Here is a 15,183-nt window from a genome sequence, read left to right on the forward strand (position 1 = left end):
TAGCTCCGAACAAAGGGTGCAATTTCTTTTCATGCCAATGAAAAGTGAATTGCGCTTTTTTTTGTTATGCTATAATGAATTGAAACGTTTCGAATCCGGATGAATGAGGGATCAGCCTATGAATCTATTGCGCAAATTGCCCATCCGCGGACAAATGTACCTCATTGCCGTCATGACGATGGCAGTCATCATCGCCATCCTGCTGTTCAACTACAGCCGCAGCGCGGCGTTTCTGACGAAGAACAATGAAGTGTACACGATCGATATTTTCAATCAGATGGAGCAAACGATTCTCTCGAATTACGATGTCATCAAATGGCTGAGCTATAACGTTGCTTATAACAAATCCGTACAGGATTATCTGCTGAACGACGATCCGCTATCGAAGCTGCAGATGTACCCCACGCTCAAAAACTTGTTCATTAACCTTTCCACCGTCAAGCCGGGTATCCTGGATCTTGTCGCGATCGGCAAGAACGGGGATTCGTTCTCCCTGCAGGGGAGCAGCCCGGCCACGATCGGGGAATTTATGCCCAAACGCGCGGACTCCTATTTCTCTAAGATTAAAACGTGCCAGAACATCGGTATCGAACGGAATTGCTTCGCTGTCGGCACGACTATATTCTCAAGCGATATCCATAACAGCTACACGAGCGAAATCGGACAAATCGTGCTGCTGATCGATGCTTCGACGCTGACCGGCGGCTACGATCTGAAATCGCTGCAGCCGGAAACAAGCGTATATTTGCTGGATCGCAGCGACACCATCTTCATGAGCAACGACCGTGAGCAGATCGGGCAGCCGTTCCGTCTTCCTCCCGGCAGCGAGGAAAGCGGCGTCGTCCGAATCAACGGCGAGCTGAACCATGTCCAAGTGAAAGCGATTCCCGAGATCGGCGGAAAAATCGTCCGGCTGATCCCTGACGACGTCTTCTTTCAAGATATCCGCAAGCTGCGCAAGCAGACGCTTGCCGCCCTAGCCGTCGGCATTTTACTGCTTATGGTGCCCTTCGCGCTTATTTTGAACAATATGATTTTGCCGCTGCGCAAGCTTTATCACTATATGAGAATCAGCAAGAAGGATGACCTTAACAAGCGGGTGGACCTCTACGGCTCGGCGGAAGCGGAAGTCATCGGCATCCGGTACAATCAGATGCTCTCGGACGTGCAGCACCTAACCGAGCAGCTGGTCGATTCGAATGAACGGCTGCTGAAGACGGAGATCGAGAAGAAGCGGGCGGAGTTTGATTTTTTGAAGAGCCAGGTCAACCCGCATTTCCTCTACAATACGCTGGACACGATCCGCGGACTGGCCTCCGAACGGGAGGTGCCGGAGATCCGCGATATGACGCGAGCGCTGTCCCGTATTTTCCGCTACAGCATCAAGGGTGACGACGCCGTTCCGCTGTCGGAGGAGATTCAAATCGCAGGAGCTTATATGAGCATTCAGATGGTCCGCTTCTCGGGCCGGTTCGATTTTTCGGTCTCGGTCGCGGAGAGCCTGCTTCATGTGAAGGTGCCAAAGATGATTTTGCAGCCGATTGTCGAGAATGCCGTCTACCACGGGTTGGAGCCGAGGTACGAGAAGGGCAAGCTGACCATTTCCGCTCAGATGGATCCATGCGGACGGCCTGATCTGCTCATTACGGTGGCGGATGACGGTGTCGGCATGAGCGAAGCGCAGCTTGCGAGCGTCAGGCAGCAGCTCCAGGGAGAGCGGCAGGCGGCAAAGGAGGATTCAGGGAAGCTTGACGGCGTAGGACTGCTCAATGTCCACAATCGTCTCCAGTTCCTCTTCGAGCAGCAATACGGGATTGAAATCCAAAGCAAGGAACGGGCAGGAACCGCAGTCACGCTTCGCATTCCCGTTTATTCGGAAGGAGCAGCCGGCAATGTATAGAGCCATGATTGTCGATGATGAGCAGTGGGTCGTCAAAAATTTACTCGATTCCGTCGATTGGGCCCGGTACGGGTTTACCGTCGTCGGCACCGAAACGCAAAGTCCGAAAGCGCTTCAATTGATGCAGGAGCTGAATCCGGACGTCGCGTTCGTCGATATCCGAATGCCGGAAATCAGCGGACTTGAGCTGATTAAGAAGTGCAATGAAATGCAGCTGGACACGCTCTTTATCGTTGTCAGCGGCTTTGCCGAGTTTTCGTACGTGCAGAAATGCATGAATCTCGGCGCGCTTGGCTATTGCCTGAAGCCGATTGAGGAAGAAGAGATCGTTCCGCTGCTGAAGAAAGCAAAGGACAAGCTCGACGATCGGCTGGCCAAGGACACGCCGTCCGTGATGGAATGGATTATGGACGATAAGCAGGAGGGGCGCGAGCGGATCGCCAAGCTGCTCGTCAATGCCGGCTTGGAGCCTGCTGGCGGCTTGCGCGTTGTCGTCAGCTTGGATGCGGAGCAGTTCGGCGCGATGCTCAAGCCTTATTGCTTCTTGAGGCTGAGCAGCGGCAACGGCAAGAGCGTCTATATTGCGCAGGAAAGCGGCCCAACTCCGCTGCTTCAGCAATTGGCGCAGTACGGGGGCACATACCGGGGAATCGGGATCAGCGGTCTGTTTCACGAGCCGGCGGCAATAAGAGATGCCATCGAGGATGCGGAGATGGCGGCCTTTCAATATTTTATCGCCGGCAAGCCTACCGTGTATCAAAGCGGCGCCAGCAAAGGCTTTGCAGACTTCAAACAGCTGTCTTCCGCCCTCCAAAAGCACGATATGTCGGAGCTGACCGCCTTGTATGACCAGTACCTCGAATGGTTCCGGACGGGCGCCTATCAGATTAAGCATGCATTTTTCTTATATAACACGGTAATGACGACGATCATTCAGTCCCAGAATAGCGAGTCGGATAAGCTGTCCAAATATTTGCTCGTCGATTACGAGCGGTTGATCGAACGGTACCAGGATGCGGCGGAGCTCATTCAAGATTTGAAACGGATGTCCGGCGCATACCTGGGCGGTATGTACCGCGAAGGGCAATTCCGCAGCGACTCTTTCGTGGCCGTCATCGATTACGTCAACAGCCATTATCATCAGAACATCTCTCTGCAGATGCTGGCCGATGAGTTCTATATGAACCGCAACTATATCAGCCAATTGTTTATCAAGCACGTGAGCCAGTCGTTCACCGACTATTTGGCCGAGCTGCGGGTCCGCCATGCGTGCGAGCTGCTCAAGAACAGCAACCTGCCGATCCACCGCGTCGGGGAGCGCGTCGGTTATCAGGATGCCTACTATTTTAGCAAAATATTCAAAAAAATCATCGGGAAAACGCCGCGGGAGTATCGGACCGGCGCGTGAGTTGGTGGGCGAGGGCCAAAGGTTGACGGATAAGCGTCGTGCCCAGGGGGCCGATGGGTGCTGCGCCCCGAGTAACGTGCATTAAGGTCAGCCCAGGTGGGCTCCGGTAGCCGTTCCCCCAATGCCACCCCTCCCCCGGTTGCCGTCGCGCGCTAACGAACTCAATCGTGCTTATTTGAGCGAAAACGGAAGTTTACAATTCTAACGAACCGTAGAAGCGTTATTTAGCTGAAAGATGGGAAATTGAGCAATTATGAGCCGAATTACGCTTCTGAGGTTCGTTAGATTTTGAGCCGCATGATTTTCGCATAAATAAGGTCGCTGGAGTTCGTTAGGTCATTTAATACGAGAGCGCAACCTATAGAAACATCATCAAAATGGTGGTCACAGCCGCCTTTTTTTAGTTCCATGAAGCGAAAATGGAATATTGCTATCTTTTTTTGTCTTATTAATCGTTCTTTGCCGGCTGCTGCGGGCGAAGTCGGCCGATCGCCGCAGAATGAACGATTGCTAGTACAAAAGATGCTGCAATCGTTACATGGGAAGCGCTTTCATAAATGGCTACAATAAGGTCTATATCTAGCTGAGCTGCCAACAAAGACATTTGCACAGATGGAGATGGTACCGATGAAAGGGTCATTGCTTTGGAAGCGCATCTTGCAGTACAAAATGTTTTATTTGCTTTTGCTGCCGATCGTCATTTATTATCTGGTCTTCGCCTACGTCCCGATGTACGGAGTCACGCTATCGTTCAAGAAGTTTATGTTCAATAAGGGGATATTGGGCAGCCCGTGGGTTGGGCTGGACAATTTCCAATACATTTTCAAGTATTCGGCCTTCTGGACGGCCTTTCGCAATACGATCGTAATCAGCATCGGCAGGCTTCTGATCGAGTTCCCGATGGCGATTATCGTCGCCTTGCTCTTAAATGAACTGGCCGGCTCCAAGATGAAGAAGCTGTACCAAACCGTGTTCACCTTCCCGCACTTCCTATCATGGGTCGTACTCGGCGGCATTTTGGTCAACATTCTCGGCAACACCGGTGCGGTTCATCTCGTTCTTTCGAACATCGGTCTTGAAAATGTCAGCTTGCTGTCAGACCCGGATACGTTCAGAGGGTTGCTGTACACGACAAACATCTGGAAAGAAGCAGGCTGGGGCGCCATCATTTATTTGGCCGCCATCGCGGGGATCAGCCCCGAACTGTATGAAGCTGCTTACATGGATGGCGCCAATAGGTGGAAGCAGATGCTCCATATCACATGGCCCTCCATTAACGGTATCGTGGCCATGATGCTCATTTTGGCCGTCAGCGGCATTATGAACGGCGGTTTCGATCAGATTTTCAACCTGTACAGTCCTGCGGTCTATAACGTCGCGGATATTCTGGATACGTTCATGTACCGGCTGTCGTTCTCCGGTAATGTGAATCTGGGCTTCGGCATCATTACGGCGGTCGGCTTGTTCAAATCCGTCATCAGCCTTGCGCTGCTCGTCATGGCCAACTATTTCGTCAAACGCATGGGACAGGAGGGGCTGATGTAACATGGCAGAGCCAACAGTATTGACCCAGCCCGCCGGCAATGCCTTAGCTGATGATCAGCGCCTGGCAACCCGCGGCAAGAGCAAAGCGGACCTGCTCCTGCATGCCTTATTCATTATCTTATCGGTCTGTGCGCTGTTCCCGTTCTACACGGTCCTGATCAGCTCCTTCGGTACGCCGACCGGAATCATCCGGCCGACGACATTTACGCTGGAAGGATATGAGCAGATTATCAAATACGGCGTCGGACGCGCGTTCACCGTTTCCGTCGCGGTTACGTTAATCGGCACGTTCCTCAGCCTGTTTCTGACGACGATTGCCGCCTATGCGCTCAGCAAGAAAGGGATGCCAGGCTGGAAATATATCATGGGCTTCATCATCTTCACCATGTTCTTCGGCGGCGGACTCATTCCCTACTACTTGACCGTTAAGGGCGTTGGTTTGATGGACAGCTACTGGGTCATGATCCTCCCGTCGGCCGTCAACACCTTTTATATTTGGATCATGCTGTCGTTCTTCCGGGAGTTCCCGGTTAGCCTGGAAGAGTCCGCGAAGATAGATGGAGCAGGCGATTTCTCGATTCTGATGCGCATCGTGATTCCGACCTCCATGCCGGTCATCGCCTCGATCTCGCTCTTCTATGCGGTTGACCGCTGGAACGACTGGTACACGCCGATGCTGTTTCTGACTGATGCGGATAAGTATCCGATGCAGCTGATGCTTCGCAACATGCTGACCAGCATTTCTCAAATTCTTAGCATGAACAACGGCGTATCGGCTATCGACCAATCGAAGGTGAAGATTCCGCAGGACTCGCTCAAGATGGCGGCGATCATGGTGACAAGCCTGCCGATTATGGCGGTCTATCCCTTCCTGCAAAAGTATTTTGCCAAGGGGGTGATGATCGGGTCGATCAAAGGCTAGCGTGCATGAATGAGTGAAGATAGCGGGGTCCTTGAACGAAGTTACCTACTTAAGGAGGAGAAAGAGACATGATGAACAGAAAAGCTCTTACCGTGGGTCTAAGCGCAATGCTGCTCGCAACCGGCATCCTGACGGGCTGCGGCTCGAACAATGGCGGCAATGAAGGAAGCAACGCAACCGGCAACACAGGAAATGCAAGCCAGTCCGGTAATGCCGCAAACAACGGCAATGAGGCGGCCGGCGATCTGTATAAAGACCATTTGGAATTGTCCATCGCGTATTTTGACATCGCCTCGGCGATCAAAGACGGCCAACAGGACGACCTGCTGAAGATGATTCAAGATAAATTCAACATCACCATCAAGCCGGTGAACGAGTCGTGGAGCGACTACTCCGACCGCACGAAGCTGTGGGCGGCATCGGGCCAGCTGCCTGACGCGTTCTTCACGGACGCGACAAGCGGCGACCTGTTCAATCAATGGGTAGACCAAGGCATCATCAAGCCGCTGCCCGACGATATGAGTGCATTCCCGAACCTGAAGAAGTATCTGGACCTTCCGGACGTTGAAGGCGCGAAAGCGGCCGACGGCAAAGCCTACTTCATTCCGCGGATGCTGGCCAACCGCAACGAGCTGCCGAATGACCGCGGCATTTTGATCCGTAAGGACTGGATGGATGAGCTCGGATTGAAGGATCCGACAACCTACGACGAGCTGAAAAACGTATTGAAGACGCTCGGGGAGAAGAAGGGCGTAATTCCGCTGACGAGCAACAGCATCGGCTGGACGCACGACAGCGTATTCCACAATATCGCGCCGGCAAGCGGCTGGTGGCAGAAGGTGGACGGCAAGTGGATTCCGGGCTGGATGACGGATGCGTACGCCGAAGTCATCGAGAAAGAAAGAGATTTCTACAAATCGGGTATCTTGGATAAAGACTTCGCCGTGCCGAACATGGATGCCGAAGGTAAATTCAATCAAGGCAAGGCCGCTGCGCTCGTAACGACCGTTAAGACGATGACGGGAACTCTGAATGGCTGGAACGCGGCTAATCCGGGCAAGAAGATGCTGGATGCGGTGAAGATTCTGCCTAACGTTCCTGCGGCTGACGGCAAAAACTATCTGTACGGTTACTTCGACTACTGGTCCGGCACGCTCTTCAGCTCCGAAGTGAGCGATGAGAAGCAAGAGCGCATCCTCGCGCTGCTCGATTGGCTGGCGTCTCCGGAAGGCCAGAAGACCGTGTTCTACGGCCTCGAAGGCGTCGACTGGGAGCCGAACGGCGACAAAATCATCAACAAGCATGAAGGCGAGAAGGATTTCGACCTGGCGAAGAAATATCCGTCCACAGCCGTATTCAACGGTCTCTCCATTTGGACGGACGGCGTGCGCTACATCGAAGGCTATGGCTCTTCGGAAACGGAGCAAGTGCAGAAGTATTTGGATGGCGTAGAAGCGGATGCTCTGCAAACTGGCGAAAAGGCGCCGGTTAACTGGGTCGTAAACGCGTATGCGTCCTCGCTCAGCACAGGCGGCGGCGACTTGGACGGCTTGGTAACGAAGCTCGTGATGGGCAACGACGACATCAAAGCGGCGCTCAAAGCTTTTGCGGATGAGCAAATGGGTCTTGGCCTCCAAGATGCGATCGATAAAGTAAACGAGAAATTCGCGGATGAGAACTAACAAATAGGTCGAATGCAACTGGAGTGGGAGCCTGCCGAAGGCTTCCGCTCCTGCGGCATTTTTACGTCGCTCTTGCCAATCGGCAGCGGCTGTCGGCTAGCGGTCATAAAAAAAGTGGTTGAAAACGATTTCAGTCTATGTTATTTTGTTGAAGTGGGCAGAAGAACCCCGATCGGAAGCGCTGCCAACGAATCTCAGTGTAAAGGTCGAGGTCGTATTGGATGTAAAAATTGTGGATGTCGCTCTTAAAGCGAAGGTTTCGCCGACTACCGTTTCGAGGGTGCTGAACAATAACCCGCTCGTAAAGTCGAAGACGCGCGAGAAGGTGCTGCGTGTCATTGAGGAGCTCCAATACGTACCGAATGCAGCCGCCAAAAATTTAAGGCAGCAGCGTACGATGACGATTGGGATCATCGTACCGGACGTAAGGGTGTCGTACTATACGGACTTGGTGAAAGGCATTCAAACGAAAGCGTATGCAGAGAAGTACAAAATCGTGATCTGCGATACCAATAACGACCGAGTTATTGAGTCCGAGTACCTGAAGTTGCTAAGCGACAGAAGCGTAGACGGCATGATTCTGGTTGCTTCGATGCTGACGAATTCGGAAGTGCAAGAGATTGTGGACCGCGGCTATGCGGTTGGCGTAATCGGGCGCAGCATTCAGAACTCCAAGGTGCTGAACGTGCATACGGATAACGTCAAATCCGCCAAGGAAGCGGTTAACCACTTAATCGAGCAGGGACACCGCGATATTGCGTTTCTAAGCGGCTACCCCAATGCCATGGACAGCTACGACCGGCTTGAAGGCTACATCAAGGCTCTAAAGGAGCATGAAATTCCGTTTAATCCTTCCTATGTGGAGAGCGGGAATTTCAATGAGACAGGCGGCTACGAAGCGATGCTGCGGCTTTGGGATAAGGGCTTGAAATTTACTGCAGTGTTCTCGGCCAATGACGAAATGGCGCTTGGCGTCTATCGTGCTTGCAAGGAACGGGGAATTTCGATTCCGCGCGATCTGGCAGTCGTCGGCGTTGATAATGACCGGGTTTCCCAATACTTGTCACCTACGCTATCAACCGTGAACCAACCGAAGTTTCAGATGGGCTTCACACTGGCAGAGAAGTTGATTAACCGTTTAAACGACGAAGAAATCGAGCAAGAGCGCGTCACCGTGCTTGAATCCGAACTCATTGTGCGGCATTCCTCAGTGAAAGCGTAGGCGGTAAGAAGGCCGTGAAAAGCAGGATGTAAATTTATATTGCACTAAAACGAAATCGATTTCATTTTCAACAAAAACTGCACATTTCGGATGGAAGAAAGCGCGTACAACACAAACTTGATGATGTTTTTGAAATCGATTCCATTTCTTTTGATCAAAGCTGTGCTACACCTAACCATCGGATACAAGCAATTGTATCAATACAATTTTCTATGAGTGGGGGATTACGAATGAAAAGCAGAAAGTTTTTCGCAGTTCTACTTATCCTTTCATTAGTGCTCGCGATTTCTGCGGGTTGCGCCAAGTCGAACAACAATGGCGGCAACGCGGCCGAATCCGGCAACACGACGACCGACCAGTCGACGGAGCCTGCAAACAACGCGGCTGAAGAGCCGGCGAAGGAAGAGAAGCCGGCATGGCAAACGGAGAAGATCACGCTCAAGTATGCAGACTGGGGCGATGAGAAGATCGAAGGCGAAATGATGAAAGCCTTCATGGAGAAATATCCGAACATCACGGTCGAACGCGACAAGAGCATCGTGTGGCCGGTTGAGGAAGGTCTCACGGCTGCCGCTGCCGCTGGCACAATGCCTGACGTTTTCATGCTGAAGGATATTCCGCTTGCCGTTACGAGCGACTGGCTTCTAGATTTGTCCCCGTACTGGGATGCGGATGAAGAAGCAAAAACGGTATACAAGAACCTTGCCGATTTGACGGTCTTTAACGGCAAGCGCTATACAATGGCTAACTTCCAATTTGCGCAAGGCGTGTTCGTAAACAAAACTTTGTTTGAGAAGAACAACGTTCCGCTGCCTGCTTATAACTGGACGTTTGATGAAATGATCGATCTTGCGAAGAAGTTCTCCAAGCCGGATGAATTCTACTACGGCATCGGCGGTCCTTGGGGCAACCTTGCTTTCGAAGAATGGCTACCAATGAACAACGACAACTCAGTTGGCTGGAACAGCTATGATGGCGAGAAGTTCAACTTCAGCAGCCAAGCTTGGATCGACGCATACAATTTGAAGCTTGAGCTTCGTCGTCTGAAAGTCGACGACGTCATGACGGGCGAAGAGAAGAAGAAGCTGTGGGGCGACGAAGGCGCATGGACGTTCCAAAAAGGCCACGTAGCCATGGCGATCGACTACTCTTGGAACATGGGCTGGATTCCGGGCGAAATGAAGAAAGCGGGCGCAGGCGACGTTGACTTCTATCCAATGCCTTCCGGTAAAGCCGGCCAGCGCATCCCGACGATCGTAGACAACATCGGCGTATCTTCCACGACGAAATATCCTGAGGCTGCTTATGAGCTGGCGAAGTTCATGACTTGGGGTAAAGAAGGCTTCTTGAAACGTATCGATGTCGAGAAAGCCGCAGGCCAGCCAGTAACGAAATATCCAGTTTCCGATCAGCCTGAGCTGTGGGCGAAGCTGGAAGCAAATATTACTTTGCCAGGCGAGAAAGAAGTTATGAAGCTGATGGGCAATGCAGTTCCATTGCCGATCGTACCGGGCTGGAACGATTTCGCGAAGTGGGACACAGACAACAAGTTCACCGAGAAGCTGACGAACGGCGAATACAAAGTAGCCGACAAAGCGAAAGAGTTTGAAGATAAAGCAAATGAATTCGTAGCAGCTGCAAAAGCGAAAATGGAAGGCAACTAATTCATAATTTCATAGCGACAAACCTCCATAAGTGTGAAAGACGAGAAGTCTTTCACACTTATGGCATTAATAAGGTATAGGCAGGGAAGAGACAATGAAAAAAACGTGGCGTACTCTACTTTGGTCCGTTCTCACCGCATCCCTCATCATCGGAGCTTGTCCTCCTTTGCAAGCGGCAGCCGAGAGCGGAAGCGATAGCGACGCAAAAGCATCGGAGCAGTCGGCGATGGCGCGCAGCGCGCAGCTTGAAAAAAGCTACACGGATATGCTTGAGGAATGGTCTGACGTTCCCGTTCAGCCTAACGTGGAAATCATTCACGATCCGAGCGTGGATGCGGCAAATAAAGACAAAGTCGTTTCGAAAGCCGACAGCAACGGCTATTCGACCGAAACGGTTCGTCTTGACGAGGGATCGCAAATTAACGTTCAAGTTGAAGTGCCGCAAACCGGTCTCTACCAAATTGCTTTTGACTATTTTGTAACCGATGAAACGATTTTGCCAACCGAAGGCTACATTCAAGTCAATCAAGAATACCCGTTCTATGAAAGCCGCCGTATTTTATTTCCTAACAGATGGACAAACCAGCCCTTGAAGGAAAAATACGACCGTTACGGCAATGAGCTTCTGCCTCGCCCGCAGAAGGTAAACGTCTGGCAGCATGACTATGCGATGGACGCCAGCTATGCCTATTTGAAGCCGTTAACTTATAAATTGAATAAAGGCAGCAACACGATAACGATCGCCAATACGAGAGGAAGTTTGCTGCTCGGTAACGTGACGGTAAACTCTCCTTCAGAAATAGATAGCTATGAGAATTACCTTAAGCGGCAGCCTAAGGCGGAAGACGGCGATCGCCTGACATCGCCGATCGTCATTGAAGCGGAAACGCCTGCATACAAAAACAATTCCGCCATCCGGGCGATCTCGGTCAATAGTCCCGCGATGACGCCGTACGATACGAAGCATAAGCTTCTGAACGGCTTCGGCGGTTCCTGGAGCGATGCGGGCCAAAGCGTCACATGGGAGTTTGATGCGCCTCATGACGGCTATTACAATATCGCGATGAAATACGAGCAGAATAACCTTCGCGATATGCCTGTGTTCCGTAAAATCGAGATTGACGGCGTAGTGCCGTTCCGCGAGGTTCAAGACGCGTCGTTTGCCTATAACAAGCGTTGGAGCAATGCGGTGCTTGGAGCGGAGGACGAGCCTTATCAGTTTTATTTGACGAAAGGCAAGCACGCGCTCTCGATGACGGCAGATCTGGATCCGATCAGGCCGCTGACCCAAACGATCAAGAGGCAGATGGACGAAATCAGCCGCTTGTCGCTGGAAATTCGCAAGCTGACCGGAAATCGGATGGACGCTTATCGAGACTGGAATCTCAGCGAGTATATTCCGAACCTCGATAAAACGCTGAATCAATGGGCGGAAGAGTTGGATGCGGAGTACGAGAGGTTGAACGGGCTCAGTCCTGACGGCGGTGAAATTGCGGAGCTGAACGATTTGAAGAAAGCGGCGAAGCAGCTGAGGACTTTGGCCGAAGAGCCGGACAAGCTGCCGAATCGGATTAATTTGTTCTCAAATGGCGGTTCTTCCGTTTCCCAGCTGCTAGGCGATATGCTGGTTCGGATTAATCGCTCGCCAATGGCTCTCGACAAGATTTATGTGTATCAGGACGGTAAGCTTCCGAAGCCGAATTCCGGTTTCTTCGCAAATCTGTCGGAGTCGGTGAAACGTTTCTTCTTGTCTTTCTCGAAGCAGTCCTATTCCGCTTCAAATAAAACAAGCAAAGAATTGAACATCTGGGTCCACGCTTCGCGTGAGCAGGTGGAACTGATGCAGAAGATGATTGACCAGGAGTTTACGCCGAATACCGGAATTGCGGTGCAGCTCTCCATCATGCCGGACGAGAACAAGCTTGTTCTCGCCAATGCAACAGGCAGTCAGCCGGATGCGGCTCTTGGCATTTCCAGCTGGATCCCATATGACCTTGCCGTACGTAATGCGGCGGTCGACCTGCGAAAGTTCAGCGATTTTGATCAAGTGGTGAAGCCTTTCTCCAAGGGATCGATGATTCCGCTTGTTTACGGGGACGGCGTCTATGCGCTGCCGGAAACGCAGAACTTCTGGGTGCTTTTCTACCGCAAAGATATTCTGGACAATTTGAAGCTCGGCGTGCCTAACACTTGGGACGATGTCATCAACATGCTGCCCGAGCTGCAGCGTCTCGGGATGAACTTCTACGAGCCGCTTGCCCAATATAAAGGGTTTAAGCCGTTTAATGCGACCGCTCCGTTCATTTATCGGGCCGGCGGCGAGCTGTTCAACGAGGAAGGAACGAAGACGAGCATCAACAGCGAGCAGTCGCTTGCGGGCATCAAGTTCATGACGGACCTTTATACGATTTACAATTTGCCGCAGGACGTGCCGAATTTCTATCAGCATTTCCGCTCCGGCATGCTGCCGATCGGCATTGCGGATTTCCAAACCTACATTCAACTGCGGGTCGCTGCTCCGGAGATCGCGAACAGCTGGAAAATCGCGCTTCACCCCGGCACGCTGAGTGACGGCGTCGTACAGCGCTGGTCGCCAAGCGGCGGAACGGCGTCGATGATTTTCAAAGGGACGAAGTATGAGCAACAGTCATGGGATTTCCTGAAATGGTGGCTCTCTACGAACGTGCAGGTTGAGTTTGCGAACATGCAGCAAGCGGCGTTTGGCCCGATGTTCATGTGGAACACCGCCAATATGGAGGCGTTTGCGCAGGCTCCGTGGCCGGAAGAAGACAAGAAGGTCATTATTGAGCAGAGCAAATGGGTTCGCGAAGCATCGCGCGTTCCGGGCGCTTACATGGTCGAGCGCGAGCTGAGCAACGTGTTCAACCGGGTTGTGTTTGACGGAGACAATCCGCGAACGGCAATCGACGATTCCGTCATTCGGGCGAACCGCGAAATTGCCAAGAAGATGGAAGAGTTCGGGTTCTATAAGGACGGCAAGCAGGTCAAAGAGAGCAAAGTTCCGACCATTAATACGATAGATAAGTGGGTTGAAAAACGATGAAAAGGCGCAAAGTGAACGAAGCCTACTGGTTCATGTCACCTTACTTGCTAATGTTCTTCATGTTTATCGTCGTTCCTGTAATGGTGGCGATCTATTTATCATTTACGAACTTTAATACCATTGAAATGCCGAAATGGATCGGGTTCAAAAATTACACCGCCATTTTTACGCAGGACGATATTTTCATGCAGTACGTACTTCCGAATACGATCAAATTCGCGCTTATTGTCGGGCCGGGCGGTTATATCATCTCCTTCCTGCTCGCCTGGATGCTTGCGCAAATTCCGAGTAAGCCGAGAACGATTCTGGCCTTGATCATTTATTCGCCATCGATGACGATGGGCGTTGCCATGACGGTCGTCTGGTCGATTTTCTTCAGCGGCGACGAGACCGGATATTTAAATTCGTGGCTGGTGCGCTTCGGCTTCATTCATGAGCCGATTCAATGGCTGCAGTCGCCGGAATACCTGATGACCATCATGATCATCGTTTCCTTGTGGAGCAGCATGGGCGTCGGCTTCCTGGCGATGCTGGCCGGCGTCCTCAACATCGATCAATCGATTTACGAAGCAGGCTATATCGACGGGATCAGCAATCGCTTTCAGGAAATTATCCATATTACGATTCCGTCCATGAAGCCGCAAATGCTGTTCGGCGCGGTCATGGCCGTCGTTACGACCTTCCAATCCGGCGATCTTGGCGTGCAGCTGTCAGGCGGCAATCCGACGCCGCAGAACGCCGGCCAAGTGATGGTCAATCATATTGCCGACTATGGCTTATTGCGTTTCGAGATGGGCTACGCATCCGCGCTGTCAGTCATTTTGCTGATCGGCATCTATGCATTGTCCAAGTTTTCCTGGAAGCTGTTCGGAGAGAAGGAGTAGGTGACATATGTCCTATCAAGGCACGAAAATAAATCCGACGAAATTTCACCCGAGCCAAATGAAGTTTTATGCGATCTTGGTTCCTCTGGCATTCGTAATGATGCTGCCGATCATCTTTATCATTTTTCATGCGTTTAAACCGATCAACGAGTTGTTTGCATTTCCGCCCCGTTTTCTGGTGAGACGGCCGACATTCGAAAACTTCGAGGATTTGATCAGGTTTGCGGGAGACTCGGGCATTCCCTTCAGCCGGTTTTTGTTCAATAGCTTGATCGTGACGGTCAGCGTTATGTTCTTATCGGTATTCATCAGCGCCATTGCGGCGTATGCCTTGTCCAAAATGAAGTTCAAACTGCGGGCGACTTTGTTCGAGATCAATACGATCGCGCTTATGTTCGTGCCGCTTGCCGTGCAAATTCCTCGCTTTCTCGTCATGGACGAAAGCGGCCTTATGAATACGTATTTGGCGCATATTTTGCCGTTATTGTCGATGCCGATCGGCTTGTTCTTGATGAAGCAGTTTATCGATCAAGTGCCGGATGAGCTAAAGGAAGCGGCAGTGATGGACGGCGCGGGCGAGTTTCTGGTGTTCCGCAAGGTCATCTTGCCCGTCATTAAGCCGGCTCTGGCTACAGTAGCGATATTGGCGTTTCAGGCGGTGTGGGGCAACATCGAGACGTCATCTTATTACGTGAACGACGAGAGCTTGAAAACCGTTACGTTCTTTATGGGCACTTTGGTGAGCCAGACCGGCAATACGGTAGCCGGTCAAGGGATGGCCGCTGCGGCGTCGCTCATCATGTTCATACCGAACTTGGTTATTTTCATTTTCTTGCAAAGCAAAGTGATGAACACGATGGCACATTCAGGATTGAAATAGGCAGGGAGGCAC

The 15,183-nt window shown here is 51.7% G+C and carries 10 protein-coding genes; all 10 read left to right on the forward strand.

Translation table 11 applies throughout. The annotated features are described in order from the left end of the window. The first annotated feature begins 118 nt into the window (after positions 1–118). The 10 genes from DL346_RS26485 (at position 119) to DL346_RS26530 (ending at position 15,171) form a co-directional block, all read left to right on the forward strand. Complete coding sequence (locus tag DL346_RS26485) at positions 119–1,900, forward strand: sensor histidine kinase (protein ID WP_165822692.1); 1,782 nt, start codon at positions 119–121, stop codon at positions 1,898–1,900. Further along, positions 1,893–3,308, forward strand: coding sequence for a response regulator (locus tag DL346_RS26490; protein WP_165822693.1), 1,416 nt, complete (start codon positions 1,893–1,895; stop codon positions 3,306–3,308). Before DL346_RS26485 ends, DL346_RS26490 begins: the two co-directional genes overlap by 8 nt. A gap of 627 nt (positions 3,309–3,935) precedes the next feature. Beyond that, complete coding sequence (locus tag DL346_RS26495) at positions 3,936–4,853, forward strand: ABC transporter permease (protein ID WP_112885390.1); 918 nt, start codon at positions 3,936–3,938, stop codon at positions 4,851–4,853. Between the two features lies 1 nt (position 4,854). Then, on the forward strand, positions 4,855–5,775 hold the full coding sequence (locus DL346_RS26500; protein WP_112885391.1) for a carbohydrate ABC transporter permease: 921 nt from the start codon (positions 4,855–4,857) through the stop codon (positions 5,773–5,775). Between the two features lie 68 nt (positions 5,776–5,843). Then, on the forward strand, positions 5,844–7,457 hold the full coding sequence (locus DL346_RS26505) for an extracellular solute-binding protein (RefSeq protein WP_112885392.1): 1,614 nt from the start codon (positions 5,844–5,846) through the stop codon (positions 7,455–7,457). 118 nt (positions 7,458–7,575) lie between these two features. After that, positions 7,576–8,679 (forward strand): LacI family DNA-binding transcriptional regulator, encoded by a 1,104-nt coding sequence (locus tag DL346_RS26510; RefSeq protein ID WP_338066332.1) that lies wholly within the window; start codon positions 7,576–7,578, stop codon positions 8,677–8,679. Positions 8,680–8,909: 230 nt separating this feature from the next. Beyond that, on the forward strand, positions 8,910–10,343 hold the full coding sequence (locus DL346_RS26515) for an extracellular solute-binding protein (RefSeq protein WP_165822694.1): 1,434 nt from the start codon (positions 8,910–8,912) through the stop codon (positions 10,341–10,343). Between the two features lie 94 nt (positions 10,344–10,437). Beyond that, on the forward strand, positions 10,438–13,407 hold the full coding sequence (locus DL346_RS26520; protein ID WP_112885394.1) for an extracellular solute-binding protein: 2,970 nt from the start codon (positions 10,438–10,440) through the stop codon (positions 13,405–13,407). Next, positions 13,404–14,291 (forward strand): carbohydrate ABC transporter permease, encoded by an 888-nt coding sequence (locus tag DL346_RS26525; protein ID WP_112885395.1) that lies wholly within the window; start codon positions 13,404–13,406, stop codon positions 14,289–14,291. The genes DL346_RS26520 and DL346_RS26525 overlap by 4 nt, the downstream gene beginning before the upstream one ends. 7 nt (positions 14,292–14,298) lie before the next feature. After that, positions 14,299–15,171, forward strand: a complete 873-nt coding sequence (locus tag DL346_RS26530) for a carbohydrate ABC transporter permease (RefSeq protein ID WP_112885396.1) — start codon at positions 14,299–14,301, stop codon at positions 15,169–15,171. Positions 15,172–15,183 lie beyond the last annotated feature (12 nt).

This window comes from Paenibacillus montanisoli (genome assembly GCF_003268025.1).
Lineage (GTDB): Bacteria > Bacillota > Bacilli > Paenibacillales > Paenibacillaceae > Paenibacillus_Z > Paenibacillus_Z montanisoli.

Excerpts from the sequence above, each read along its gene's own strand:
- DL346_RS26485 (WP_165822692.1), top strand. The coding sequence starts at position 119 with ATGAATCTATTGCGCAAATTGCCCATCCGCGGACAAATGTACCTCATT.
- DL346_RS26490 (WP_165822693.1), top strand. The coding sequence starts at position 1,893 with ATGTATAGAGCCATGATTGTCGATGATGAGCAGTGGGTCGTCAAAAAT.
- DL346_RS26495 (WP_112885390.1), top strand. The coding sequence starts at position 3,936 with ATGAAAGGGTCATTGCTTTGGAAGCGCATCTTGCAGTACAAAATGTTT.
- DL346_RS26500 (WP_112885391.1), top strand. The coding sequence starts at position 4,855 with ATGGCAGAGCCAACAGTATTGACCCAGCCCGCCGGCAATGCCTTAGCT.
- DL346_RS26505 (WP_112885392.1), top strand. The coding sequence starts at position 5,844 with ATGATGAACAGAAAAGCTCTTACCGTGGGTCTAAGCGCAATGCTGCTC.
- DL346_RS26515 (WP_165822694.1), top strand. The coding sequence starts at position 8,910 with ATGAAAAGCAGAAAGTTTTTCGCAGTTCTACTTATCCTTTCATTAGTG.
- DL346_RS26520 (WP_112885394.1), top strand. The coding sequence starts at position 10,438 with ATGAAAAAAACGTGGCGTACTCTACTTTGGTCCGTTCTCACCGCATCC.
- DL346_RS26525 (WP_112885395.1), top strand. The coding sequence starts at position 13,404 with ATGAAAAGGCGCAAAGTGAACGAAGCCTACTGGTTCATGTCACCTTAC.
- DL346_RS26530 (WP_112885396.1), top strand. The coding sequence starts at position 14,299 with ATGTCCTATCAAGGCACGAAAATAAATCCGACGAAATTTCACCCGAGC.